This window comes from Aliiroseovarius conchicola (assembly GCF_041403445.1).
Lineage (GTDB): Bacteria > Pseudomonadota > Alphaproteobacteria > Rhodobacterales > Rhodobacteraceae > Aliiroseovarius > Aliiroseovarius conchicola.
This window is the reverse complement of record NZ_JBGEHL010000005.1, coordinates 217,221-242,524: the sequence shown is the minus strand read 5'-3', so window position 1 is coordinate 242,524 and position 25,304 is coordinate 217,221. Positions and strand designations below refer to the sequence as shown.

General features: G+C 56.2%; 22 protein-coding genes. 9 read left to right on the top strand and 13 right to left on the bottom strand.

Annotation, left to right across the window (positions count from 1 at the left end; all coding sequences use genetic code 11):
- The first annotated feature begins 67 nt into the window (after nt 1–67).
- The gene (locus tag V6N04_RS11150) at nt 68–1,252 is read left to right on the top strand and encodes a M24 family metallopeptidase (RefSeq protein WP_371170242.1); all 1,185 of its coding nucleotides are present in this window, start codon (nt 68–70) and stop codon (nt 1,250–1,252) included.
- 4 nt (nt 1,253–1,256) lie between these two features.
- Entirely contained in the window at nt 1,257–2,414 is a 1,158-nt protein-coding gene (argE, locus tag V6N04_RS11145; RefSeq protein ID WP_371170241.1) for an acetylornithine deacetylase, read from the top strand.
- Between the two features lie 43 nt (nt 2,415–2,457).
- On the opposite strand, the gene V6N04_RS11140 is transcribed toward argE, so the two are convergent.
- From V6N04_RS11140 to V6N04_RS11100, 9 genes are all read right to left on the bottom strand, one after another.
- Nucleotides 2,458–3,597, bottom strand: a complete 1,140-nt coding sequence (locus V6N04_RS11140; RefSeq protein WP_371170240.1) for a glycosyltransferase family 4 protein — start codon at nt 3,595–3,597, stop codon at nt 2,458–2,460.
- 9 nt (nt 3,598–3,606) lie between these two features.
- A complete protein-coding gene (locus V6N04_RS11135) occupies nt 3,607–4,677 on the bottom strand; it encodes an EpsG family protein (protein ID WP_371170239.1) in 1,071 nt (356 codons plus the stop codon).
- Nucleotides 4,674–5,495, bottom strand: a complete 822-nt coding sequence (locus tag V6N04_RS11130; RefSeq protein ID WP_371170238.1) for a hypothetical protein — start codon at nt 5,493–5,495, stop codon at nt 4,674–4,676. Before V6N04_RS11130 ends, V6N04_RS11135 begins: the two co-directional genes overlap by 4 nt.
- Complete coding sequence (locus V6N04_RS11125; protein ID WP_371170237.1) at nt 5,473–6,141, bottom strand: haloacid dehalogenase-like hydrolase; 669 nt, start codon at nt 6,139–6,141, stop codon at nt 5,473–5,475. The genes V6N04_RS11130 and V6N04_RS11125 overlap by 23 nt, the downstream gene beginning before the upstream one ends.
- Nucleotides 6,138–7,379 (bottom strand): glycosyltransferase, encoded by a 1,242-nt coding sequence (locus V6N04_RS11120; protein WP_371170236.1) that lies wholly within the window; start codon nt 7,377–7,379, stop codon nt 6,138–6,140. The genes V6N04_RS11125 and V6N04_RS11120 overlap by 4 nt, the downstream gene beginning before the upstream one ends.
- A complete protein-coding gene (locus V6N04_RS11115; protein WP_371170235.1) occupies nt 7,376–8,521 on the bottom strand; it encodes a glycosyltransferase in 1,146 nt (381 codons plus the stop codon). The genes V6N04_RS11120 and V6N04_RS11115 overlap by 4 nt, the downstream gene beginning before the upstream one ends.
- On the bottom strand, nt 8,518–10,320 hold the full coding sequence (locus V6N04_RS11110) for an ABC transporter ATP-binding protein (protein WP_371170234.1): 1,803 nt from the start codon (nt 10,318–10,320) through the stop codon (nt 8,518–8,520). Before V6N04_RS11110 ends, V6N04_RS11115 begins: the two co-directional genes overlap by 4 nt.
- Complete coding sequence (locus tag V6N04_RS11105) at nt 10,317–11,633, bottom strand: nucleotide sugar dehydrogenase (protein WP_371170233.1); 1,317 nt, start codon at nt 11,631–11,633, stop codon at nt 10,317–10,319. The genes V6N04_RS11110 and V6N04_RS11105 overlap by 4 nt, the downstream gene beginning before the upstream one ends.
- A 146-nt stretch (nt 11,634–11,779) precedes the next feature.
- Nucleotides 11,780–12,799, bottom strand: a complete 1,020-nt coding sequence (locus V6N04_RS11100) for an NAD-dependent epimerase/dehydratase family protein (RefSeq protein WP_371170232.1) — start codon at nt 12,797–12,799, stop codon at nt 11,780–11,782.
- Nucleotides 12,800–12,973: 174 nt separating this feature from the next.
- On the opposite strand from V6N04_RS11100, the gene ilvD reads away from it, so the two are divergent.
- Complete coding sequence (gene ilvD, locus V6N04_RS11095) at nt 12,974–14,809, top strand: dihydroxy-acid dehydratase (protein WP_371170231.1); 1,836 nt, start codon at nt 12,974–12,976, stop codon at nt 14,807–14,809.
- 44 nt (nt 14,810–14,853) lie between these two features.
- Here the strand turns inward: ilvD and V6N04_RS11090 are convergent, their stop codons facing one another.
- Genes V6N04_RS11090 through V6N04_RS11080 form a run of 3 tightly spaced genes read right to left on the bottom strand, consistent with a single transcriptional unit; the run spans nt 14,854 to nt 17,911 of the window.
- A complete protein-coding gene (locus V6N04_RS11090) occupies nt 14,854–15,906 on the bottom strand; it encodes an ABC transporter substrate-binding protein (RefSeq protein ID WP_371170230.1) in 1,053 nt (350 codons plus the stop codon).
- Nucleotides 15,876–17,249: a sensor histidine kinase N-terminal domain-containing protein gene (locus V6N04_RS11085; RefSeq protein ID WP_371170229.1), complete on the bottom strand. Its 1,374-nt coding sequence runs from the start codon at nt 17,247–17,249 to the stop codon at nt 15,876–15,878. The genes V6N04_RS11090 and V6N04_RS11085 overlap by 31 nt, the downstream gene beginning before the upstream one ends.
- The gene (locus tag V6N04_RS11080) at nt 17,246–17,911 is read right to left on the bottom strand and encodes a response regulator transcription factor (protein WP_371170228.1); all 666 of its coding nucleotides are present in this window, start codon (nt 17,909–17,911) and stop codon (nt 17,246–17,248) included. The genes V6N04_RS11085 and V6N04_RS11080 overlap by 4 nt, the downstream gene beginning before the upstream one ends.
- A gap of 101 nt (nt 17,912–18,012) precedes the next feature.
- On the opposite strand from V6N04_RS11080, the gene V6N04_RS11075 reads away from it, so the two are divergent.
- The 6 genes from V6N04_RS11075 (at nt 18,013) to V6N04_RS11050 (ending at nt 23,326) form a co-directional block, all read left to right on the top strand.
- Nucleotides 18,013–18,981 carry a Bug family tripartite tricarboxylate transporter substrate binding protein gene (locus tag V6N04_RS11075; RefSeq protein WP_371170227.1) on the top strand — a complete coding sequence of 323 codons (969 nt, stop codon included), beginning with the start codon at nt 18,013–18,015 and terminating at the stop codon, nt 18,979–18,981.
- Nucleotides 18,981–19,421, top strand: a complete 441-nt coding sequence (locus V6N04_RS11070) for a tripartite tricarboxylate transporter TctB family protein (RefSeq protein ID WP_371170226.1) — start codon at nt 18,981–18,983, stop codon at nt 19,419–19,421. The genes V6N04_RS11075 and V6N04_RS11070 overlap by 1 nt, the downstream gene beginning before the upstream one ends.
- Before the next feature lie 10 nt (nt 19,422–19,431).
- Nucleotides 19,432–20,937: a tripartite tricarboxylate transporter permease gene (locus tag V6N04_RS11065; RefSeq protein WP_371170225.1), complete on the top strand. Its 1,506-nt coding sequence runs from the start codon at nt 19,432–19,434 to the stop codon at nt 20,935–20,937.
- Entirely contained in the window at nt 20,937–22,286 is a 1,350-nt protein-coding gene (locus V6N04_RS11060) for an acyclic terpene utilization AtuA family protein (RefSeq protein ID WP_371170224.1), read from the top strand. The genes V6N04_RS11065 and V6N04_RS11060 overlap by 1 nt, the downstream gene beginning before the upstream one ends.
- Nucleotides 22,283–22,582, top strand: coding sequence for a DUF4387 family protein (locus tag V6N04_RS11055; RefSeq protein WP_371170223.1), 300 nt, complete (start codon nt 22,283–22,285; stop codon nt 22,580–22,582). The genes V6N04_RS11060 and V6N04_RS11055 overlap by 4 nt, the downstream gene beginning before the upstream one ends.
- 72 nt (nt 22,583–22,654) lie before the next feature.
- Complete coding sequence (locus V6N04_RS11050) at nt 22,655–23,326, top strand: haloacid dehalogenase type II (RefSeq protein ID WP_371170222.1); 672 nt, start codon at nt 22,655–22,657, stop codon at nt 23,324–23,326.
- On the opposite strand, the gene V6N04_RS11045 is transcribed toward V6N04_RS11050, so the two are convergent.
- Nucleotides 23,323–24,840, bottom strand: a complete 1,518-nt coding sequence (locus tag V6N04_RS11045) for a sulfatase-like hydrolase/transferase (RefSeq protein WP_371170221.1) — start codon at nt 24,838–24,840, stop codon at nt 23,323–23,325. The two genes, V6N04_RS11050 and V6N04_RS11045, sit on opposite strands and share 4 nt — an antisense overlap.
- Nucleotides 24,841–25,304 lie beyond the last annotated feature (464 nt).

Below are 25,304 nucleotides of genomic sequence, written 5' to 3'. Positions count from 1 at the left end.
CCAACCGAAAAAAGCTATACTAGGCTTCTGCGATCACTTGCGCCAGACATGCGACAGGGGAACATAGATGAGCAAATCGAACGCTGCCTTTGATCTTCCCGAGTACGAACGACGTTTGTCCAAGACCCGTGCCGCCATGGCAGCCGCAGGTCTGGAAGCGCTTTTTGTCACCGATCCATCCAATCAGGCATGGCTTACCGGCTATGATGGCTGGTCCTTCTACGTACATCAGGGCGTGATTGTCCTGCTGGAAGGTGAACCCGTTTGGTGGGGCCGCTACATGGATATGATGGGGGGACGGCGTACTTGCTGGATGAACCATCATAGTATCCTAGGCTACGAAGACCATTACGTACAATCGACCGTCGCCCACCCAATGCAAGACCTCGCTGGACACCTAAGGGCACGTGGGCTGGAACAGGCTCGCATTGGTGTCGAGATGGAGAACTACTATTACTCCGCAAAAGCCCACGCGGTCTTGAGTGATGAAATGCCCAATGCCAAGCTTGTGGATGCAACAGCGCTGGTCAACTGGCAGCGTCTGATAAAGTCAGAGGCGGAAATTAAGTTCATCAAAAAAGCAGCGCGTATCTCCGAAAAGATCGTAAAAACCGCCATAGACCGCGCCGCACCGGGTGTACGCAAAAACGACCTTGTCGCCGACATCATGCATGCCAGCGTCACCGGCGTCGGAGACGATTGGGGCGATTACCCGGCGATTGTACCGCTTACCCCGTCCGGGCTGGATGCAACGGCGGCCCATCTGACCTGGGACGGCGCACAAATGCGCGGGGGCGAGGCTACATTCTTCGAGTTATCAGGATGTTATCGACGTTATCACGCACCGCTTTGCCGAACTGTCTTTCTTGGTACACCGGCCGATGACATGCGCCGCGCGGAGGCCGCACAGATCGAGGGTATCTCAGCCGGGCTGGACGCCGCCCGAGCTGGTAACCGGACGTGCGATATCGCCAATGCCTTTATGAACGTGATGGCAAGACATGGAATAGAGCGCTCCGGTCGGATGGGCTATCCGATTGGCCTCAGCTACCCTCCTGATTGGGGAGAGCGAACCGCGTCGATCCGCAGTGAAGACGAGACGGTGCTTCGGGCCGGCATGGTATTTCACTTCATGCCCGCCTTATGGATGGACAATTGGGGGTTAGAGACCACCGAAACCATTCTGATTGGCACTGATGGACCTGCTAAAGCTCTTTGCGATGTTGAACGTAAGCTCTTCGTAAAGGAATAGGACGGTGATTGATCAAACCAAGCAAATATTGGCTGACCTTATCGCCTTCCCCACTGTATCGGCCGACAGCAACCTATCGATGATCAACTATCTGTGCGACAAGCTGGAGAAGGCTGGTGCGAGGGTCGACATCGAACTGGATGGAAGTGGCAAGAAGGCCAACCTGTTTGCAACTTTGGGGCCAGATCGCGATGGGGGCATTGTCTTGTCCGGTCACAGCGATGTCGTGCCGGTGACCGACCAGGACTGGGCGAGCGACCCGTTCGAAATGATTGAGCACAATGGTCGTTTATTCGGACGCGGGGCATGCGACATGAAAGGGTTCATCGCAGCAACCGTTGCCATGGCACCAATGTTCGCAAGACACGTGCATCATCGATCCCTGCATTTTGCTTTCACTTACGACGAAGAAGTCGGCTGTCTCGGGGCTGAGCAGCTTGCACAGTCACTATTGGCGCGATCCACTACGCCCAGCCTCGCGATTATCGGTGAACCGACAAGCATGCAGATCATCGAAGGCCACAAGGGCTGCTTCGAATACACCACACGATTTCAGGGGCTAGAAGGGCATGGCTCGACCCCCGACTGCGGTGTCAACGCAGTTGAGTATGCTGTACGTTATGTCAATCGCTTGCTGGAACTGCGCGACCAACTGCGCAATATGGCACCATCAGGCAGCCGTTTTGAGCCACCTTGGACAACACTAAATGTTGGAAGTCTGACTGGCGGAAGCGTACACAACGTGATCCCACCACGGGCTGAGGTAGAATGGGAAATGCGCCCGACTCAAAGTTCCGATGCGAATTTCGTGAAGGACGAGATCCAGCGCTACTGCGACGAAGTGCTTCTGCCGGCAATGCGCACCATCCACCCCGGCGCCAAAATCGAGACAGAAACTATTGGTGAGGTCGCGGGTTTGATCCCCACAGATGAAAACCAAGCCCTGAAGCTGGTCTCTGAACTTACCGGAACGAACTGCGCGGATCTTGTTTCCTTTGGCACCGAGGCAGGCATCTTTCAGTCGCTTGGGATGGATGTCGTTATCTGCGGGCCGGGCTCAATTGAGCAAGCGCACAAGGCAAATGAGTACGTGTCACTCGACCAATTGAAACAATGCATTCTGATGCTCGAAAAGTTGGGCCAAGCACTCGCCAGGTCCTGAAGCCGGTCGAGTTGCCCAGCGCAAAATCAAGGCGACGGTTCATTCAGGCACTCTGCTGCGCACCGCCAGTACGCCCAGACAGGGTCAAGGCATCAACAGCCCGCAAATACTCGGTGACCACGATGCGCTGATCGTGCTCCCGAGCCATTTTCTCGCGCCCCGCTTCTCCCATCGCCTTGCGCTTTGTTGGTGGCAAGCATTGGAAGGCCTCGATACTTTGGCACAAACCGCTGACGCTGTGTGACGGGCAAAGTAAACCGGTAACCCCTTCGTCGATCACATGCCGGCAGCCGGGCACATCGGTTGCGATAAGTGGGCGTGCCATACTGGCGGCCTCGATTAACGTTCGGGGGGCGCCTTCACGGTATGATGGTAGGACAATGCAGTCAGCCTTTGCGATAAAGGGCCGAACATCTTGATGCTCACCCAAATGCTCTAGTCGGCCATCCTTCACCCATTCGGCCAAAACCAGCGGCGATATGGCCGAGCGGTTAGCGGTGTCGACCGCACCGAGAATCTGGAACTGCACGTCCGTTCGCTCGGTGCGTAATTGATAAGCAGCCTGCGCAAATTCCATCACGCCCTTATCCCGCAACAGACGAGAGATCATAAGAAAAACCGTCGTTTTTGAACGCGGCTGAGGCACTGGTGCGAAGTGCTCCAGATCAATCCCTGAACCTGGCAGAAGCCGCGTATGCTGGTGTGCGATCAGGTTGCGTTCGACGAACAATGCCCTGTCATCCGGGTTCTGGAAGAACACGATTGGCAAGGCGCGAAAGGCAAAGCGATACAAACCCTCCACCACCAATCGAAGGACTCTTCCGGAAAGAAAACCGGTTCCAAGCCCCGAGACATTGGGAAGAAATGGTATCCCCAAACGCCGTGCCGCCATCGCGCCAAAAATGTTATTCTTGATTGTGTAGCTCAGCACGGCATCTGGATTCAGCTCCCGAAAATGCTGTGCAAACTGCCCGACCAACCCAGCATCCAGACGAGGTGATAAGCCTTTCACGTCCATTTCAAGGTCAACCACATCGCACCCCATATCCCTAAGGGCCTTTGAGGCGGGATCGGTAGGAGCAAGTATTGTGACGCGATCGCCCCGGTCCAACAGGGCCTCGATCACCGGACGGCGAAAATTCAAAGCATTCCAAGCAGCGTTGACGGTCAGAACAATTCTCATTGTGGTACCTCAGTTAGGAAAGCGATAGAAATCGGGCATGCCAAAAAGCCAGCTGTCGTAGGGCAAGTAACAATATCGAAAATGGGTCGACTGGCTGGTCCAGACAGCCAGCATGACCAACAAAACAGCATAAGGCGCGGTGCTCAGCACCGCTTTGCTACGACCCAGATCAAGGAATGGCATGCGCGCAAGCATCATTGCCTGCACGGGTACAAGATAGTAGCCAATCCGATCTGCAATGACGCTTGAGACAACGATCAACTGAAGGATCGCTAGCATCATGAGGGCGGCCAGGTTCACCAAACGAATATCCTTGGGATACTGTCTGAGCCATGGACCACGCAGCACCAGAAAAAACAGTACCGCCGTCGCCCCCAAAAGCCCTGCACGATACAGTGCACCATGGGCGTCGACACCGGTATTGACATAGCGGGCAACGGCGAGCTGCGCCCCGTCGCCCGCCAGAAGCATAGTAATGCCTGGCCCCGCCAACAGGAACGCTGCAACTAGCCGCGCCTTGATCCAGTCCTTTCCCACCAGCGGCGCGAGCAGCAGGAACACCCCGGCGCTGATGTGAAGCCCCGTTGCAATTAGAGTGTAAATCACAAAGCTTTTCGGTCTGGCGCAGGTAAAGGCAACAAAGCCTGCACACATTACGCCAATCGCTGCGGCTTGCCGAATACCCGACATGGGCATGTTGATGATCAGAACCGGGTAGAGCAGGATCAAAAACCCCAGCCTGTCTGGCTGCCTGCGTGCAAGGGTGTGAACACCAGCAAAGAAGATGCCAGCCGAGGCTACATTGAGCCACGGATAGCCCAACCCTAAGCGGCCAACAAGGTGCGTCAATGCCCACCAAAGCGGCTCTCGCTCCATCATGGCGTCCGTCAGATCTTGGCCCAGCTGAAGGCGATAGTGACGTTGATATCCGTTCCAATCGCACCCGACCTCTAGCCGAAAAGCGACGAAGAGGAACAGCCCAAGCAGCACAAAGAAGTACGAATGATCGCGCAAGCGTGGTTGCCCCGCAAGGCACAGCCGTAGCAAGCCCAGCAGAACAAAGATCGCAAGGTAAATCATAACACCCGCGCGTTTGAAACAGGCGAGTCCAGCGCCTGACCCCGCTGGATATATATGCTTTGAACAAGCAGCGCCCATGCCAGACATATCAAAGCCGCCGGGCTGGATGTCAGAAGGCTGACGAACACCAGGGTCGGCGCCACTGCAAGGTGGGCCTTGAGGTGGTAGCTTCGCGCCTTGCGCTCTGGCAGCTCCAACCGCCCTTTAGCATCCAGATAGGTCAGAAATCGAGGCAGGGTGAATAGACAAAGCCCGACCGCAAAAAGCGTTAGAACAGGCCCTGTTTCAGCCCCCGCCAACAGAACCGGCAAAGCCGGAAGCGCGAACCTAAGCAGTGATAGTTGCAAGAATGTGTAGAATTTCAATTCGACCGCATGCAGACAATTATGGGCTACAAGCGTTGCAATAAGCGCGAGGACGGCGCCCCAATAGACTGCGTTCGAAGACACCCCCAGTGCCCAAATGGCGGTCAGGAAAACACTTAGACGGATCAGAACAAATAACGTGGCGAAGGCCGCACCTAACTTGAAAGTCACTCGCGGTCGTGGTGTTGGATCGTGCTTCAGGCCATAGCTGTCATTGGCTAGGTATCCGACCTCGTAAAGGCAAATGAAAGCCGTGTATCCGAGCAGATATGCGAAGACCGCGGGGCCAATAGTCAACCCTCCCAAAACAGAGACCAAGATGATCCCCGGCACCCATGCCGTCAGCGCGTTCACCACGAAATCGCGGGGCCAGTGATAACGCGATACGAAGGCATAGCCAAAAGGCAGAAGGGCGATCAGACGCGACGTTTCAGGGGCAAATGATTTCTGCATCAAACCCTTTCATCCACCTGCGAGGTTTACCGTGTGCGATCAGTATCGCGGGGTCCGCCGACGCGACCAAATCCCTGTCCGTGCGATTGTCGGTGATCACTGCAAATTCTGCGTCACGCAGTGAACGGTTTAGAAATACTTCAAGCGCGCGTCGTTTGTGCCCGGTCAGGTCACGATCTAGCCGCCCGGTCAGCCGACCTGCCTTGACCTTGGGCTGAGAGGCTACAGAACGCACGCCCATCTTGTCGGCGATCTGCGATACGACCGGACTGATCGCATTCGAGACGAGAACCGGCTCCCAACCCTCTGCGCGCATGGCATCCACTCGCGCAAGGGTTTGTGGGATCGCCTTGCGGGGCAGATGATCCTCAACATACCGTTGTGCTGAGGCTTCTAACGAGGTCACGCGTTCGCCGCGCAAGCTTAGCAAAACCGCAGTTCGATGCAGATCGAATCCCGTGAGTTTGCTGACGGCTATAGAAACGACCCGAAAGGGGCTTTTGCGATGGGTCAGTACATTCAGAACGGCAAATCGCCAACGATTGGCTCGCCTTGAATGATGAAACATAACCAAGCCCGCAGTCGTGTTGGCGTCGTAAAGCGTACCGCAAACATCGACAGCAAGGATACGGTGCGTGTGGCTCATGCCGCTTTCCTCTCTGTTCGAAACGAGCGGTAGATACGATCATACATGTCGCACGCACGGATCATCGAGAACCGGTCGGCCGCATGCGCCCGTATTTCGGCGCGGGTGGCGAACGGGGCCGTCGCGATGACGTTGGCGGCATTCTCGATTGCTGCGTCGTCGTGGCTGGCCAACACCAGCCCATAACGCCGATCTGGTATGATTTCGTGAATGTCTCCGACGCCGGTGTTGCTGATAACGGGCAACCCACAGGACTGATACTCGCCAACCTTCGTCGCAGACACACCGAGGCTGGATTTGCTAGCAATCCGAAATGACAGGCCGATATCGGCAGCATTCAAGAGGGCAGGCACCTGATCATGCGGGACCTGACGGCAGATCAGGTCGTCATGGGACAGAATAATCCCAATGCGCTTGGCGGCCCTAATATGTTGGCGGCAGGTTTGTGATCCGATCATAAGAAGCTTCGCAGACATCCCTTGGCGACGTAGCGCAGCCATCAGCCGATACGTGGAGCCGACTTCGTAAAGCGGCCCTGTCGACCCCAGATGAGCCAAAACCACATCGTGATCCTGTAACCCCAGTTCCAGCCGCATCCGCCCCCGAAGCGAGCTGTCCGGCTTGAACCGGGATTGGTCGACGCTGCATGGGATGGTTTCAATGGGCGTACCAGCTTGCCCGCGCCGCATCGCGATCAGGGACTTTGCATCGTGGGTTAATGTTACTGTGGCCGCAGCGCGGTTGATGGCCTGCACCTCGCGGCGGCGAAAGTGGTCAGCAGCCCTTTTGCCCAACGGGCCTTTCCAAACACCCGCTTCGCAGCGCTCATCCACCCAGAACCCTCGCATGTCGAACAGGAAGGGGATGCCGTGGTGCTGGTTGGCATTTAAAACAGCCCCCAACGGCATGTAGCTGCGGCAGTGAATCAGATCGGGATGGAAAGACCGAACCAAGGCATCCAGCCGGTGCTGAAGCTGCGATGGCATCGCAAATCGTTCCAGCTTTCCTGCCAGTGGAGAACGCGAGCGCAGTATCGGTGTGTGCATGACCCCAGCGCGTTCCAAACGCGGTGCCACCTGTTCGGCATAGGTGTGTCGCTTGGCCGGTCGTTCAACCGAAACGCAGGCCAGCTGATGGCCGCGCGCCGCCAGACCTTCAAGATACGGCAGGACCTGCGAAATGCCGATGTGGTCAGACAGACCATTATTGGTGATGAATATTGAACGTATGGCGCTCATAACTGGCCTTTCAACTTTGGAAAACTTGGGATCGGAAAAAGGGAGGAGTATTTCTGGGCTGCAATTTTTGGCGCGAAGTCACAGGCGCGTTGGCGGGCGGCAACTGGGTCATGACGTCTATGCAAACCGTCTAACAACGCCTGAGCCAGCGCCGTTGGGTCACCGACAGGGACCAACGCCCCATGTGCACCGTGTTCTAATATTTCCGCCGGGCCATGCGGACAGTCGGTGGCGACCACGGGTAGCCCGTGCGACAGAGCCTCGACAATCACGTTGGCAAACCCTTCGCTGCACGAGCTCAGAGCAAAGACAGTGGAAGTTTGGAAAAAGGCAGCAGTGTCTTTGGTGAATCCCGGTAGTGACACACGGTGCTCTAGATCCAATTCGCTAATCAAGGCTTCCAATGATCCCCGCTCGGGCCCTTCACCAAGGATCACCAATTCGGCGTCAGCGCCTTGATCCAAAAGCTGACGCATCGCGCGGATCAGCGTTGGAAAATCTTTCTGCCACCTCAGGTTTCCGACCGATAGGACGCGGTGGCGTGCGCCATTGCTCCAGTTTGCGGTCGCCATTGAAGGTTTCGGAGGAGCGACCGGGTTGTGAATGACGTTAACTCTGTCTCTCGGCAACCTACCCAACCGCTCAATATCCCGGGCCGAGCCGTGAGAGACCGCAACATTGGCCAGAGCCCGGGGATAGGTCGTACGGATGCTCGTCCGCAATGCCATCCGGTGCAACGGACCCTTGCTTGCATATTGCCGTGACAGGGTCGCATGATCCGTCGTGATCACTGGCACGCCTGTACCCCGCGCAGCCCAGATTGCGATACAGGTCAAAGGCCACATTGCGGGCAGCAAGATCGCTGGTGGATTGTGACGAAGCCAATGCCTAAGCGGAGCGCTCACCCCTCTTAGCCTTTTTGAGTTGAGATCGATCACCGGGAACCCAGCCAGATAGGCATCATCCAACAGTGCGCCTTTCGCCTGCGCGAGTAAAAACACTGGCGCATATCCCTGTGCTTTGAATTCGCCTGTCAAGGTAAGCATCACTGTTTCAGCCCCACCGCCGCGCAGATCGGGCAGTAGGATTGCGACAACAGGCCCTGCATGAAGGTCGGGTTGCATGGTCGGAGAATGCTTCATACGCCAGCCCCCGCAAGGTCACGAAACCCCTCATGACGTGCGATAAGTTCGGCGTAGCTACCACACCCGGCGATACGCCCCTGATCCAGCAAGATGATCTTGTCGCAGGCCGCAACCGTCGACATCCGATGGGCAATCATCACGATTGTCTTGTGCCCGTGTAAAGCAGCGATGGCCTGCATAACCTCGCGCTCGGTTATGCCATCCAGCGCACTGGTTGCTTCGTCAAAGACTAAAATGTCGGGATCGCGATACAGGGCACGCGCGATACCGATCCGCTGGCGCTGCCCCCCCGACAAGCGCACGCCAGCTTCTCCGATGCACGTATCATATCCTTCCGGCAACGTGCCTTCGATAAACTCGGCCAACTGCGCGAGTTTGGCACATTGGCGGACCCGCGCCATGTCGATCTCTGCACACGGCGTGCCCAGCGCAATATTCTCGGCAATGCTCATATCGGCCAGAAAAATGGATTGCGGAACATAGCCGATCGACGCCTGCCAATCTTGCACATTCGTCCCATTCAGGTTGGTGCCATCGACAGATATCTTCCCCTCTTTCGGGGAAAGAAGGCCAAGCAACAGGTCAATAAGGGTCGTCTTGCCCGCACCCGTACCGCCCACGATGCCCACGGACATGCCGGCTGTGATGGTGAAAGAGATATCAGCAATCCCTTGTGATCCACCGGCATATGAGAACCCGACATTTCGCAATGCTACTTCGCGCTTCAATCCCATGGGGGCAAAAGAGCGTTCACTGCGTGGCACCGGTGCCAGAAGGTCCATGTCATCGTAAAGGATATCCACCGCGCCCGCACCGAAGCGAAACTCGACCATGGCGCGGTATATCCCTTGTACCGACGGCAGCATCCGGTAGCCCGCAAAAGCGTAAACCCCCAGTTTCGGCAAGATCGCCGCTGTGCTGGCAGCAGGCCCAAGCGTCGAAAGAAGTGCCACACAAAGGATTAGCATGCCGCCAAAGCCGATAGCCTCGACCAAGTATTTTGGGACCTGCCCCAGGACAAGGTTTGCGGCCTGCATCCGCGAAACCTCAATCGATGGTTCGCGGAACTGTTGAATATAGGCATCCTCTTTTCCAAGGATTCGGATGTCTTTGATGCCGCCTAAGGCTTCGCGCGCGATGGTATATCGCAATTCATCAGCAGCCACCCGACGCGCACTGTTGCGTGTCACAAGGCGTCTGATCGTTAGGAAAATCGTAGCATAAGCGGTGCCCAAAATGACCATGGCCGCCACTGCAATCAATGGGTCCATGATCAGCAGGAAGCCAAGAATGGCAAGCAGTGTGGCCAGTGACGTGGTTATGCGCAGCACCGGGGCCAAGGCGAACATCGTGACTTGTTCGACTTCGGACAGGATGTTCTTGGCCATCTCTCCGGTGTGTCGCCCAAGAAAAAAAGCATAGGGTTGGTGGAGATAACGCTCCATCAATCGCGTCCCAAGGCTATGGCGGCGCATCTGTACAAAGCGCGTCATGGCGTATTCGCCAAGGCTGCGGATCAACGCGCTGCTGACCAAAAAGGTGAAGGTGATCAGAGCCAAGGAGAGCAGGAACGAGTGTGTGTTCGTGAAACCTCCAAACTGGTAGGCATATGAAAGATATTGGTTTGCTTGGATTGAGGTCGGGTCAGATAGGGCCAAGAAGAACGGGAACACTGACGCCACGCCGACCACCTCAAAAAGCGCCATGATCAAAGCCAGCGCGATGACCAGCACGCCCCGTTTGCGTTCGCGAGGTGTCAAGAGTGCCCAGAGCTTAGAGAGTGCGGCACGGCTCAAAGTCGGAGGTCCGCCATTTCGCGCGGCAATGCGGATTTGATGTCGTATATGACCGAGAGGTTCTTGGCGTAACGTGTGATCCAACCCTCTGGCCGATCAAGATAGGCACGATGGGGGACTGCCAACATAACGCCGTCAAAGTGATGTTCTGCGGGGCTGTCGACCAGTTCAATCCCATATTCCGAATGCGCCATTTTTGGATCGGCATGCGGGTCGTGAATGTCGACGGTCACACCGTAGTCGCGCAGTTCGTCAATAATATCCACCACGCGCGTGTTGCGCAGATCAGGACAGTTCTCCTTAAATGTAAGACCAAGGATCAAGACCCGAGCACGTGCGACATTGATGCCCTTCCGCATCATAGATTTGATCATCTGACCAGCAACATAAGCCCCCATACCGTCATTGATCCGTCGCCCCGACAGGATGACCTGCGGGTGATACCCAATCTCTTCGGCTTTATGGGTCAGATAGTAGGGGTCGACACCAATGCAGTGCCCGCCCACAAGGCCCGGCTGGAAAGGCAGAAAGTTCCACTTTGTACCTGCCGCCTCAAGAACCGCGCCTGTGTCGATCCCGAGCCTGTTAAAGATTATTGCCAGTTCGTTTACCAAACTGATGTTCAGGTCGCGCTGGGTGTTTTCGATAACCTTCGCGGCTTCTGCGACCCGGATGCTTTCGGCTTTATGCGTGCCTGCGGTGATGATCCCAGCATAAAGCGCATCGATCCAGTCGGCCGCTTCGGGCGTCGAGCCAGAGGTCACTTTAACAATGGATGACAACCTATGGACTTTGTCGCCAGGATTAATGCGTTCCGGGCTGTAGCCCACGAAAAAGTCGCGGTTGAAGACCAAGCCCGAGGTTTGTTCGAGAATTGGGACACATATTTCTTCGGTCGCGCCAGGATAGACCGTGCTCTCGTAGACAACTATGTCCCCTGGTTTCAGGACGTCACCAACGGTTTTGCTCGCTGCCTTGAGAGGACCCAGGTCGGGTCGATTGTTCTGATCAATTGGGGTTGGGACCGTAACGACAAACGTCGTTGCCTCGGTCAAAGCGCTAGGCGATGTGTTGAAACGCAGGTGCCGCGCTGACGAAAGTTCATCTGTCGTCACCTCACCTGTCAGATCAATTCCGAGGCCCAGCTTTGCGACCCGATCAATATCGATGTCGAACCCAATCACATTCATTTGCTTGCCGAATTCCACCGCCAACGGCAGCCCGACATAGCCAAGCCCAATCACTGCGAGTGTTCCACAGTCGGGCCCGGTATTTGGCCCGAAATCTGGCCCGAAATCTGGAATGTCCTTCATTCAATCGACGCTTTCGCTGTTGTATGCCCCACACAACCAATGCGCGATTAATGTTGCCTAATTATCCGTTAAAGGAAAGTTAAAAATTACAACAAATGGGCGAAACGCAACTGCACGCCCACTTCTTGGTTTAGAATTCGAACTGATTAGCCTTGATAATAGTCCAGATACCACGCGACAAAACTGTTCACGCCATCGCGGAAATCTGTCGCCGGCTTGTATCCCGTCAGCCGCTTAAGCAATGTTGCATCTGCCCAAGTTGCGGGTACATCCCCCATCTGCATTTCCATATAATTTCGCTGGGCTTTCTTACCGATTGCGTCCTCGATCGCGTCCACAAAGTCCAAAAGGCGCACTTTGTCAGAATTTCCGACGTTGACCACACGATATGGCGCTGCGGGCGAGAGGCTGTCGCCCTCCTCAATCTCGTCCGGCGTCTCTGGTCGGACGGGGGCCGCGTCAATCAAAAGCCGGATGCCACGTACCAGATCTTCGACATAGGTGAAGTCGCGGTACATCTCTCCGTTGTTGTAGATGTCGATGGGCGTGCCTTCGATGATCCCTTTGGTGAACTTGAACAGAGCCATGTCTGGGCGCCCCCAAGGGCCATAGACAGTGAAAAAGCGAAACATTGTGGTGGGCAGGTTCCACAGATGTGCATAGCTGTGTGCCATGCTTTCATTGGCCTTCTTGGTCGCCGCATAGATGGTCAGCTGGTTGTCTGCTTTCTCCATTTCGGTGAAGGGCATTACGTCATTGGCGCCATACACTGAACTGGTCGACGCCATTAGCAAGTGATCCACTTTATGACGGCGGGCAGCCTCCATCACGTTGAAGGTGCCGATCACATTGCTGTCCAGATAAGCGCGCGGGTTCTCTAAACTGTAGCGCACACCAGCTTGGGCGGCGAGGTGGACAATCACATCCGGCTCGAAAGCGTCAGCGACTTTGTCAAACAACGTTTGATCTTCCAGCATCCCCTCGGTCATTGAGAAGTTGGCGTCTTGTAACAACATCTGATGGCGGCGCTGTTTTAGCGTGACGTCGTAATAGTCTGTCATCCCGTCATAGCCGTGGACCATAAAGCCCTCTGCCAGCAAGAGTTTGGACAAGTGATAGCCGATAAACCCAGCTGAACCGGTGACCAGAACCTTGCGTTGTGTCATGAATGCCTGCCTTTCGGGACGTTGCCTTGGTCGGTTCTAGCGTGGAGGAGAAGATGCGCCAAGCGTGATTGTGCCAAAGTCAACGGGGGCTTTTACGCATTCAGCGCTGGTTTCGAGCCGCTTGTGATGATAATCCGCTGTTTGAAACCAATTTCCAGACAAGGTGGGGCCCACATGCCTGCTTACAGATCCAGAACCTCGACCCATGGCCGCAATATGGCCGGTGCCCGCGGCCTTTGGCGCGCAACCGGGATGACTGACGATGATTTCGGCAAGCCGATCATCGCTATCGTCAACAGCTTCACACAGTTCGTGCCGGGTCACGTTCACCTGAAAGATTTGGGCCAGATGGTTGCCCGCGAGGTTGAAGCCGCAGGCGGCGTCGCCAAGGAATTCAACACCATTGCGGTCGATGATGGGATCGCGATGGGTCATGATGGTATGCTCTATTCGCTGCCGTCACGCGAAGTTATTGCGGATAGCGTTGAGTATATGGTCAACGCCCACTGTGCCGATGCCATGGTTTGTATCTCGAACTGTGACAAGATCACGCCCGGCATGCTGATGGCCGCGATGCGTTTGAACATCCCCGCGATCTTTGTGTCCGGTGGCCCGATGGAAGCGGGCAAGGTCGACATGGCGGACCTTGACCTGAAAAAAGTTGATCTGGTTGATGCAATGGTTGCAGCGGCGGATGATAAGTTCACCGACGAGCAAGTTCAGCATATCGAAGAAAACGCTTGCCCAACCTGCGGTTCGTGCTCGGGTATGTTCACCGCGAACTCGATGAATTGTCTGGCCGAGGCGCTGGGCTTGGCTCTGCCGGGCAATGGCTCGACACTGGCGACCCATGCAGATCGTAAGCACCTGTTCCTCGAAGCCGGTCGCAAGATCGTCGAGATCACAAAACGTCATTATCAAGACGAGGAGAAAGGTCTGCTGCCTCGCGAAATCGCGACCTTTAGCGCATTTGAAAACGCTATGTCATTGGACATCGCGATGGGCGGGTCGACCAACACGGTGCTGCACTTGCTGGCAATTGCGCACGAAGGTGAAGTTGATTTCAACATGACGCATATGGACAAGCTCAGCCGTGAGGTGCCCTGCTTGTGCAAAGTTGCGCCCAACACCGCCAACGTCCACATGGAGGACGTGCATCGCGCTGGCGGCATCTTCTCGATCCTAGGCGAACTTAGCCGCGCGGGATTGCTGCACGATGATTGTTCGACCGTGCATTCTTCGACCATGGGCGAGGCGATTGCCAAGTGGGACATCAAGATCGCGAACAACCCAGAGGCCGAGAGCCTTTTCAAAGCGGCCCCCGGTGGGGTGCGGACAACGCAGGCGTTTTCGACCGAGAACCGGTACAAAGAGCTCGATACCGACCGCGAAGGCGGCGTGATCCGTTCGAAAGAACATGCGTTCAGTCAGGACGGTGGCCTTGCGGTTCTGTTTGGCAACATCGCGTTGGATGGCTGCATCGTTAAGACGGCAGGCGTCGATGCCTCGATCCTGACATTCACCGGCACCGCCCATGTTTGCGAAAGCCAGGATGCAGCGGTCAGCGACATCCTGACCGGTAAGGTTAAAGAGGGCGACGTTGTTGTCATCCGCTATGAAGGTCCGCGCGGTGGTCCGGGCATGCAAGAGATGCTTTACCCAACCTCGTATTTGAAATCGAAGGGGCTGGGCAAAGCCTGTGCGCTTTTGACAGATGGCCGCTTTTCGGGTGGCACGTCGGGCCTGTCCATCGGTCACGTCTCGCCAGAAGCGGCAGAAGGCGGAGCAATCGGGCTTGTCCAGCAAGGCGACAAGATCGAGATCGACATTCCAAACCGCACCATCAACCTTGCCGTTTCGGACGAGGAAATGGCGGCACGGCGCAAAGCTCAGGACGAAAGCGGGTGGAAGCCGGTTGAGCCGCGCAAACGCAAAGTATCGAAAGCGCTTAAAGCCTATGCGATGCTCGCGTCATCCGCTGCCAAAGGGGCGGTCCGCGAGATTGACTGATTTGCTCTTAATGCAACGACAAGGCGGGGATTTCCCCGCCTTTTTCAGTTCTGAAGCAGCGAGTTCTCCCAGTTTTTCAAAAAGCTCTGCCGCTTTAGATTGTCCAGAAACACCAGCAGCCCCGGCCCATATCGAATGGGTCGAAGCGACGGGTTCGCGCGCAAAGTGTCCGCATCAATTGCAGGCAGACCCGATGTTGCGACAAGATCGCTGCGATCTTTCAGCCCCAATAGAAAATCCAACATCGCACCGGCGTCTTCCACATTCTCGGCACTTTGCGGGATCAGTGCCGTTCGCGACATGACATTCACATAGTCGCTCATCTCGATAATCTGAAACCCGCCGGTGCTTGTCAGTTGCGACGCCGCATAACTGCCCAACACGTTATATGCCAGCGCGAGCTTGCCCGACGCCACATCCCGGATCATGTCGCCCGAACAACAATAAAGCTTGGCATCAAGGCGCCCCATAACCTCCATCAATCGCCAGAAGGCGTCCGAGTTGCGGCTGTCTTGCGTGGCCATGAGATATCCAAACCCGGAACGTCTGACGTCATAGGTGCCGATCTTACCCTCGAACCGCTCGGGATTGTCGCGCAATAGAGCGATCAGAGCGTCGCGGCTTTCGGGGGCCTCACCCGGCTTAAAGAACGCATCAGAGACCAAAAGCACGGCTGGTTCCTGTGTGAATGCAAAAAGCTGGTCGCGCCAGTTGGCCCAGCTAGGCAATTCGACCGTCGATGGTGGTGCATACTCTTGCGCGAAACCGTCATTCGCCAGCTTGGTTTGCAAGTCCATGGCCGAGGATATGGCAAGGTCAAACACCGCACCTTCGTCGTATAAAGCCCCCATCAAATCCGTAGTCCCGGTGACCGTATAGTCGATTGTTACACCGGGCCGGGTCGCCTGAAATGCGCGCAGGATTGGGTCGAACACGTCCAGATCGGCGGTCGATATCACTTTGATCCGCGACTGTTCAGGAGTGGCCTGGTACACGCGGCGGTCCTCGATTTCGAACGCTATTGCAGCGGTCGTAAAAAGCACGATCAAGGTTGCGGCGATTATGATCACCCGCGCGGGAATATCAGTGAGACGCATGCGCCTTCTCCCTTCTCGTTTGCAGAGATCGCCAAAGAGCCGCCATGTGCCTTTGCCACCTCATCCGCGATGGTTAAACCCAAGCCCGACCCAACAATATCGCCCACATTGGCACCGCGCGCGTATCGTGTGGTTAGACCCGAAAGATCAGTTCCTCCGAAGCCGCGACCTTCGTCTGTGATCGACAACGTGATATCGTCGCCAACCGTTATCCGTGCGGTGATATTGCTGTCATCCGGCGAATACTTGATCGCGTTGTCCAAGATGTTCTGAAGTGCGGCTTGAAGCAAGATCCCGTCCCCTCGGAAGGTCACGGGCGCAGAGCCGGTATGGCGCTGAATGGTGATGTCCTTTAGGTCTGCTGTGGGGCCAAGACGATCGCAGGTCTCTTCCATCAATGCACGCAGATCAAGCGCGTCCTGCGCAAGGCTGTCAGCGCGAAATGTCACCATTGCATGGTCCAGCATTTGCCCCGCTGACCGTGAACTTTCATCAATCGCGCGGATCATCTCGCGGATGGCATGTTTGTGCTCGGGCTTGTTCAGCTTGCGGTGGGTCACCTCGGCCTGCGTACGTACGGTCGCAAGCGGGGTTCGCACACGGTGGGCGGCCTCGGCGATAAAATCTTCGGTGCGCGATAGGGATGAACGCAGCCTGCTCATAAACGAATTCAGTGCGTCAATCAGCGGCTCTAGCTCGTCGGGCGCGTTGGCGTTCACTGGGCGCAAATCGCTTAAACCGCGCCGTGTGACCGACCCCGTGATGCGTGTAATCGGAGCCAATGCCGAACCAGCGGCCCAAAGGCTAAGCGCGGTGGCCAAAAGAAAGAATCCGACCCCGATGCCGGTCGCTGTCGCTGTGATCTGGCGCGAGATTGCAGCAAGCCCCTGTCGGGTCTGAGCGACGGTAACAACCACCAAAGTGGCGTCAGCGCCTGTGCCGACCGGACGGACGACCGACGCGGCACGAATTTCGTCCCCGCGATATTGCAAGGTGGCAAAACTGGGCGCGCCCAATCGGGGTATGTCGTCTGGTAGTGGCAGGTCCGGATAACCGGTCAGAGTTTCGCCTTCGGCCTCGACCCGGTAAAATACACGGTCCTGATTGATCGAACCAAGCATCGACAGCGCCGAATAGGGCAGGTCGAGCGTGACAAGTCCATCTTCACTGCGCAGGCTGTCCGCAATCGCCGTGGCCGAAGCGGAAAGGATATCGTCCTGCGTGCCCTCGGCCGCCCCTTCGGCCACACCCCGCACCACCAAAAAGAAGGCAAGCGACAGGATGGCTGCAACCAGCGCAAGCTGGATAAACAATCGCTTGCGGATAGAGCCGGTAAACTTCATCGGGCCACCAACCGATATCCCAATCCGCGCACAGTCTCGATCCGCGCGCCCGAACCTTCCAGCCGTTTTCGCAGCCGCCCAACGTAAACCTCAATCGCGTTCTCGGATGCCTCGTCAGACAACGAAAACAGCCGGTCAATCAGATGGGTTTTGGAAAATACCTGTCCGGGCGCGGCAAAGAACACCTCAAGCAACCGCAATTCCCGATTTCGCAGCGCATGCGCCTGATGATCGAATTGCACTTCGCCTTTTGTCGAATCAAGCGTGGTGTCGGCAAAGGTCAATGCGTTGTCCGCAGACCCCCCTTGCCGTCTAAGAACGGCCCGAACACGGGCCTCCAGCTCGGAAAAGTCGAAGGGTTTGACGATGTAATCATCCGCACCCAGATCAAGCAAACCTACCCTATCAGACACGGCAGACCGGGCTGTTATGACGATCACGGGCGTTCGTTTTTCGGACTGTCTGTGGCGTTCCAGAAAATCGCGACCATCCCCATCAGGCAGCATAATATCCAATAATATCAGATCGTAATCGGCTACTGCCGATAGATCGCCCGCATCCTCCAAGGTCGCGGCATGATCCACAGCATGACCGTCAAGCTGAAGACGCTCTACGATTGCATGGGCGAGCTTCAGGTTATCCTCGATCAAAAGGAAGCGCATACATGTTGGCCTTTTTGTTGTCGTGACAGGTTGGTGTCAGGTTCAGACGGTTGGCTGAAGCATGAGCGGGCAATGCGCCCCTTGTCAAATGGGAGGAAACAATGACGAAACGTCTTTTCAAGGCGCTGGCAACCAGTGCTGTTTTGGGCCTTGGGGCCACAACCGCCGCGACTGCTGCTGAATGTATCGCACCGGCCAACCCCGGTGGCGGTTGGGATTTCACATGCCGCCAAATCGGCAAGATTATGTATGACATTGGTGCGGTCGATAAGCCGATCCAAGTTACCAATATGGCAGGCGCCGGTGGTGGTCTTGCATTCAACCATGTTGCGTCCGAACGCGGTGAAGATGCCGAACTGATTGTAGCGGCCTCATCTGCCACGTCGACCCGACTGGCACAGAATGCATACGCAGGTATGACAGCTGATCAAGTTCGTTTCGTTGGTGCGATTGGTGCTGACCCCGGCGTGATCGTTGTTGCGGCAGACAGCCCCTACAAAACCCTGAACGACCTTGTTGATGACGTGAAAGCCAACCCCGGAAAAGTCGCGTTTGCAGGTGGTTCGGCCGTTGGTGGCTTTGACCACCTGAAGCCTCTGATGGTTCTGCAACGCGCCGGCGTCGATGATGTGACTGCGATTAAATACATTGGCGTTGATGGCGGTGCAGATGCGATCACGCAAACGGTTGGTGGTTTCACCCAAGCCATGTCCGGCGATATGTCCGAGATTGTGGGTTTCCTGAAATCTGGCGACGTGCGTGCTCTGGCCGTTCTGACCGACGAGCGCGTGCCGGGCTTTGACGACATCCCGACCGCGAAAGAGCAAGGCATCGATGTTGTTGCTGTGAACTGGCGTGGTCTCTATGTGCCAAAGGATATCAGCGACGAAGACTTCAACAAGTGGGCTGAGCGCCTGCAGATGGTTGCTGACAGCGCAGAGTGGAAAGAGGCAATGGCAGCGAATGGCCTAGCGCCGTTCACCAAAGTCGGCGGCGATTTCCAAGCCTATGTCGATCAGATTGTGGCTGAAATTCGCGAACTGTCGAAAGAAATCGGAGTGATCCAGTAATGGCTTCTGACCGTATCTTCGGAGCGGTCGTGACGCTGGTGGCGTTGGCATATGTTGCCAGCGCCACTCAGATCCAGACCAGCTTCATGGCGGACCCTGTTGGCCCAAAAACCTTTCCGATCCTCGTTGGTTGTGTTGCGGCTTTGTGTGGGATCATCGTGGCGTTAAAGCCCGATCCTGATCCGGAATGGCCGACGCTGGCCACATTTGGGTCGCTTGCCCTCGCGGTTGTTGTGCTTGTTGGATATGCCTATTCGCTGAAACCGCTTGGTTTCTTGATCCCAACCGCGATCACCGCCGCGATCCTCAGCTATCAGATCGAGCCTCGCGCCTCGCGCGCTGTGCTTGCGGGAATTGGCCTGTCTGTGGGGCTTTTCCTGATCTTCAAATTCGCACTTGGCCTTGGCCTTGTGCCCTTTCCCAAGTCGTTAACCGGCTAAGGATATCCCAATGGAACTTTTTTCAAATCTCGCGATCGGTTTCGGCATCGCGCTGTCTCCGTACACCCTGATGTTGGCTGTGATTGGCTGCTTCATCGGCACGATCATCGGCGCGCTTCCAGGGCTTGGCCCATCGAACGGCGTGGCAATCCTGATCCCCCTTACATTCACGATGGGGCTTGATGCGACGTCGGCGCTGGTTCTGATGACATCCGTTTATTACGGCGCAATGTATGGGGGGCGGATCAGTTCGATCCTTCTGAATATCCCCGGTGACGAGCCTGCGCTGATGACCACGCTAGATGGTTATCCCATGGCCAAATCGGGCCGAGCGGGCGATGCGCTGGTTCTGTCTGGTGTGGCATCGTTCGTTGGGGCTTTCCTTGCAACCATCGGCCTGATGCTACTGGCGCCTCTTCTGGCGCGGGTGGCTTTCCTGTTTGGCCCAGCCGAGTATTTCGCACTCTACCTGCTGGCATTTGCCACGCTGGGCGGCATGGCATCGAACAACCAAGCCAAGGCTGCGATCGCATCCTGTATTGGCCTTGGGATTGCGATGATCGGGGTCGACAATAACTCGGGACTGCCGCGTCTGACGGGCGGCAACCTCCACCTTTTCGACGGTATCGACTTCCTTGTCGCGATTGTGGGCTTGTTCGCCATTGCCGAGGTGTTTTTCTTCATCGAAAGCCACGGCAAGAATACGTCGATTGGCGTAAAACTCGAGAAGGTGACGATCCCAGTGAAAGACATTGTCGGTTCTGGCTGGACAATGTTGCGCTCGTCCGTTGTGGGCTTCATTGCGGGCGTTCTGCCCGGCGCGGGTGCATCTTTGGGCAGTTTCCTGGCCTATATGACCGAGAAATCTATCGCGGGCGAAAAAGGGGGCTTCGGTACCGGTGTTGCCAAGGGCGTTGCCGCGCCTGAGGCCGGAAACAACGCCGCCGCTGGTGGTGCATTGGTCCCAATGTTGACGCTGGGTGTCCCGGGGTCTGGGACCACAGCTGTCCTTCTGGCGCTGTTGATGACGCTGAACATCACCCCCGGTCCGACACTCTTTACCGAACGGCCCGAGGTTGTATGGGGTCTGATCGCATCGCTTCTGATCGCCAACTTTGTTCTGCTTTTGATGAACGTGCCGATGGTGAAGATCTTTGTGAAGATCCTGTCTGTCCCACCGTGGGTGCTTTTGCCTGGCGTGACGATGATCAGTTTCGTTGGCATTTACTCCCTGTCGGGCAGCTACTTCGATCTGCTTTTGATGGTCGCCTTCGGAGTGCTGGGCTATGTCCTTCGAAAACTTGATGTGCCAACCGTCCCGATCATCCTTGGGATCCTTCTGGGTGGACATATGGAGGACGCACTGCGCCGCGCCATGGTCTTGTCGGGCGGCGATTGGACCTTCCTGTTTTCTTCTGGCATCGCCATCTCACTTTGGGTCGTTGCTGTCGTGGGCTTCGTCGCTCCGATGTTCTTACGCAACATCCTGAAGAAGCCACAACGGGTGACAGACTGATGGTCAAGGTACTGATCCCCTCGGGCGCATTGGGTCTGGGATATGACCGTGAAGCGCTTGCCCGAGGGATTGCCGAAAAGCCGGACATTATTGCCATTGATGGGGGCTCGACCGACTCGGGTCCCCATTATCTTGGGACAGGTACTTCAAAGTATTCCCGAAACTCGACCAAGGCGGAATGGGCTGAACTGATGGCGGCGCAGGCTGAAGCGGGCGTTCCCCTTGTGATCGGCACGGCTGGCACTTGCGGGGCAGATGATGCGGTGGACTGGCTGGTCGAGATCACACGCGAAATCGCTGCTGACCGAGGTGAGCGGCTAAAGGTTGCTGTCCTGAAAAGCGGTCAGGACGGGAGTGCGATGGCCCAAGCATTTGAGTCAGGCAAAATCACGCCTTTGGATCCAGCTCCCGAAATCTCGACAGAGCGGTTGCGCGAATGCACCAACATTGTGGCCTTGGCCGGGGCCGAGCAAATACAAGCCGCGCTGGACACCGGAGCGGATATCGTGATTGCAGGAAGAACGACGGATACGGCCATAATCTCGGCCTTGCCCTTGGCGCGGGGTTGCCATCCTGGTGGGGCTTGGCACGGGGCAAAAATCGGCGAATGCGGCGCACTGGCGACGACCAGCCCCAACACCGGCACGATTTTGATCGAGTTTGAGGCGGAAGGCTTCACAATGACGCCGATGGGCGCAGATGCGCGCGCTACACCGCGCACCGTTTCGGCGCATATGCTTTATGAAAATAGCGATCCCTATCGGCTTTACGAACCCGGTGGTTATCTTGACGTTACCTTGGCGACATATGAGGCGCTTGATGACCGGCGCGTACGCGTGACAGGCAGCGAATGGGTCGAAACGGATCCTTATACGGTGAAGTTGGAAGGCGCGCGGCGGGCAGGGTTTCAAACCGTATCACTCGTGCTGGTGCGGGATGCACGATATGTTGAGAATATCCGTCACTGGGTGGATGACATCCATGACAAATGCACCGCCAAAGCACGGGTGCGGGTGGATGGCCAGTTTGAGATTGAGCTGAGGATCATCGGCGCGGATGCCACATTGGGCGAGCTGGACAAAGGTGCCGTGATCGGGGGCGAAGTGGGCGTGATGGGCATCGTCACCGCCGAAACCGAAGCCCTGTCGCGCGAAGTCGCGAAGATGCTGAACCCTTACCTGTTGCATCACCCCCTGACCGAGCAAGAAGAGATGCCGACCTTTGCGTTTCCGTTCTCTCCACCAGAAATGCCGCGTGGTGAGGTGTATGAGTTCTGCCTGAACCATGTGCTTGCGCTGGCGGACCCAATGGACGCCTTTCGCCTTACGGTGATGGAGGTTGGTCCATGACTGCGCTGAAGGACATAGCCGACAAGGTCCGGTCAAAGAATGCGGGGCCGTTTTGGCTGACACTTGATGTGTTTTGCGGGACAAGCGACGCGTTCGCGCGCATCTCGCAGGGGCTGGAAACCCAAGACGTAGCGGCGCTGTTCAATGTTCAACCGGCCACCATCAAGCGCTTCGATATGCCAGAATTGAACGTCGTCAAATTCAGCCTGCCTCGTCCAGCGATTCAAGGCACACGGGCGGATCGGGATATGCACGGGGCAAGCTTCGCTGTGCTTCTCGGAGAGGTCGAGGTCTGAAACAACGCCGCCTCTTTCCTTAGATTGCCCAAGCTCATAAGCTTCGCGAATAGGCTGTGAAGGGGAAGGGCAATGTCCATCAAAGCAATCGTGTTTGACGCCTACGGCACGCTGTTGGATGTCTATTCCGTCGGCGCATTGGCCGAACGGTTGTGGCCGGGTAAGGGGGCGTCGATTGCGACAACCTGGCGCGACAAACAGATTGAATACACACGGCTGCGGACATTGTGCGACCGGTTTGTGGATTTCTGGCAAGTCACTGGGGATGCGCTGGACTATGCCTGCGAGGCGAACGGGGTCGATCTGACATCTGACGCCCGACGGGCCTTGATGGACGAGTATGAAGAACTGACTGCGTTCTCTGAAAACCACGCGGCCCTAACGCGCCTGCAAGACAAGGGCGTTCCCATGGCGGTTTTGACAAACGGCAGCGAGGGCATGATTGCCGCTGCCTTGCGCGCGTCAAAGCTTGAAGGGTTTTTCGATCACGTGTTGAGCGTTGATAGTGTCGGCAAATTCAAAACGTCGCCTGAAGTTTACCAAATGGGCCCGGACGCGTTCGGACTGGCGGCGAGTGAGATCCTGTTTGTATCCTCGAACTGCTGGGACATCTGCGGGGCGACATGGTTTGGCTATCACACGATATGGCTTAACCGATACGCCCAACCGATGGAGCGATTGGGCGTTGAGCCACACGCACGAGGCAAATCCTTGACCGATGTGGCGAACTATGTGCTGAGCTAGTTCCGTTTTTGCTGTTTAGGCCCTTCGTGGGTGATCGTGTCCAGCGACAGTGTGTGATCCATGTTCTGCATCCGGTGGCGCAGAATTTGTCGCGTCAGGCGTGCCATGTCGGTAGCGAACTCGGGGTTCTCAGCGACATTCTCCATCTCTCCTTTGCCGTGGTGATCAAAGAGAAGTGGCGGAAGGTCGGCTGCGAACTCCACCAGTGTAAACCGGTCATCACGCAGAATATCGAGGCATGAGTTGCTGCTGTTCGTACCAATCCGCTTTTCCCAAAGCGATGGCGCTTCGGGTTCTGCAAAGTCGAGTTCAGAGAATGAGTATTGCCGCCAATTGTCAGGGATAGAGCCATCTAGAAATGACAAAAGCGACCGCCCATCCATCGAGTTCGGTATGTCCTGTCCGACCCAGTCGAGAATGGTTGGCGTGAGGTCGATTGATTCAGTTGGCGCAGTAACACGGTGGCCTTCGTTGCAATCGGGGGTCCGAACAATCAGTGGTGTGTGATAGGCCGCGTCATAGATCGAGTGTTTGCCCCAAGCGTGGCGGTCGCCCAGCATTTCACCATGATCTGCGGTGACAACCAACAACGTGTTGTCCCATTGTCCGCTGCCTTTCAGGAAGCTTACAACGCGACCGATATGCTGGTCGACCTCGGTTGCAAGACCTAGGTAAACCGACCGCAATGTCTGAATATTCTCGTCCGTTGGCGTCAGGTTTGAACAGCCGATGGCGAAACTTGCAATCGGTGCATTGTCCAGTGCTGGGCCGCAGAAGGGATGCAAGGCGGCCTCGTCCTCGCGATCTCCGATACGTGCGGGTAGGGGCAGTGTAGAAGGGTCGTACATGTCGTTATAGGGGGCGGGTGCCACCAGCGGAGGGTGCGGGCGAATATAGGTTAGATGGGCGAACCAACTTTGATCCGCATAAGCAGGCATAGCTTGCAGGAATTGGTTTGTTAGGAACGCAGTGTCGCTGTCTTCGGCTGTGTAGACCGCGGGCGCATTCAAACGCGCGCCATCACCACCTGGTATGTAGAGCTGCCAGTAATTGTCGAACTCGTACCCCTTACCCATCAGGTAAGACCGCCATGGATATGACATCTCCAGTCGCATCTCGACCTGCTCAACGAACCCATCCATCGGGTATTCATAGGTCATCATGGCCGGATCGGTTGCATTGTAAGCGCGCGGGTCGTGCGAGGTGTCTGTGTACCCAAAAAGCATTGGCAGATAGCCGGCTTTGCGCATTTCGCTGGCGATGGTCGGGGTGTCGTGGCGCAATGGAGTGCCATTCCGTACCGAGCGGTGGTTCATCGCGTACTGTCCGGTCAGTATGGAAGCGCGCGACGGGCCACACGGGTTGGTGACTGAAAAGTGGCGTTCGAACGTTACGGCCTCTGACATCAGTGACCGGAGATTCGGGAGGGCAACATGCTCCGCAAGTGCGCCATGCAAACAATCTGCGCGCAGTTGGTCAATGATGACAAAAAGGACGTTCTTTTGCGTAGGCATCAGAGGCTCCCACAATGGTTTCGCATGTTTCTCCAGGCGGCAGGCCGGACTGGGCCGACTCAGGCGCGCCGCCAAATCATTGGCGCCACGCCGGCCGAAACTTGATCAAAAAAGGTGGGACGGCAACTGGTTTATTCCTTCACGTGCGTTTCTCAAGGCCTCAAATCCAATACTTGTTTGGCTGCGGTGTTAGGTAAACTTGCAAAAAAGAGTTGATATGCAAGCTGTTGACAGATGTGGCCATCGCACATGACACTCGGATCATCATTTGTGATCCTGCTGTCATGTAATTGATTCTTTAATGGTCAAAACAGACGGACGACATCGCAAATGGTTCTGCGGTCGATGCGCATCGAATGGGAGGGTGGCCGAACAATGCAGATCAAAGAAGGTGTTGCAGAAAAACACCTCAGGTCATCTGGATTGATCATGTTTCGATATCTGGTCCTATTCGAGTTTCGAAT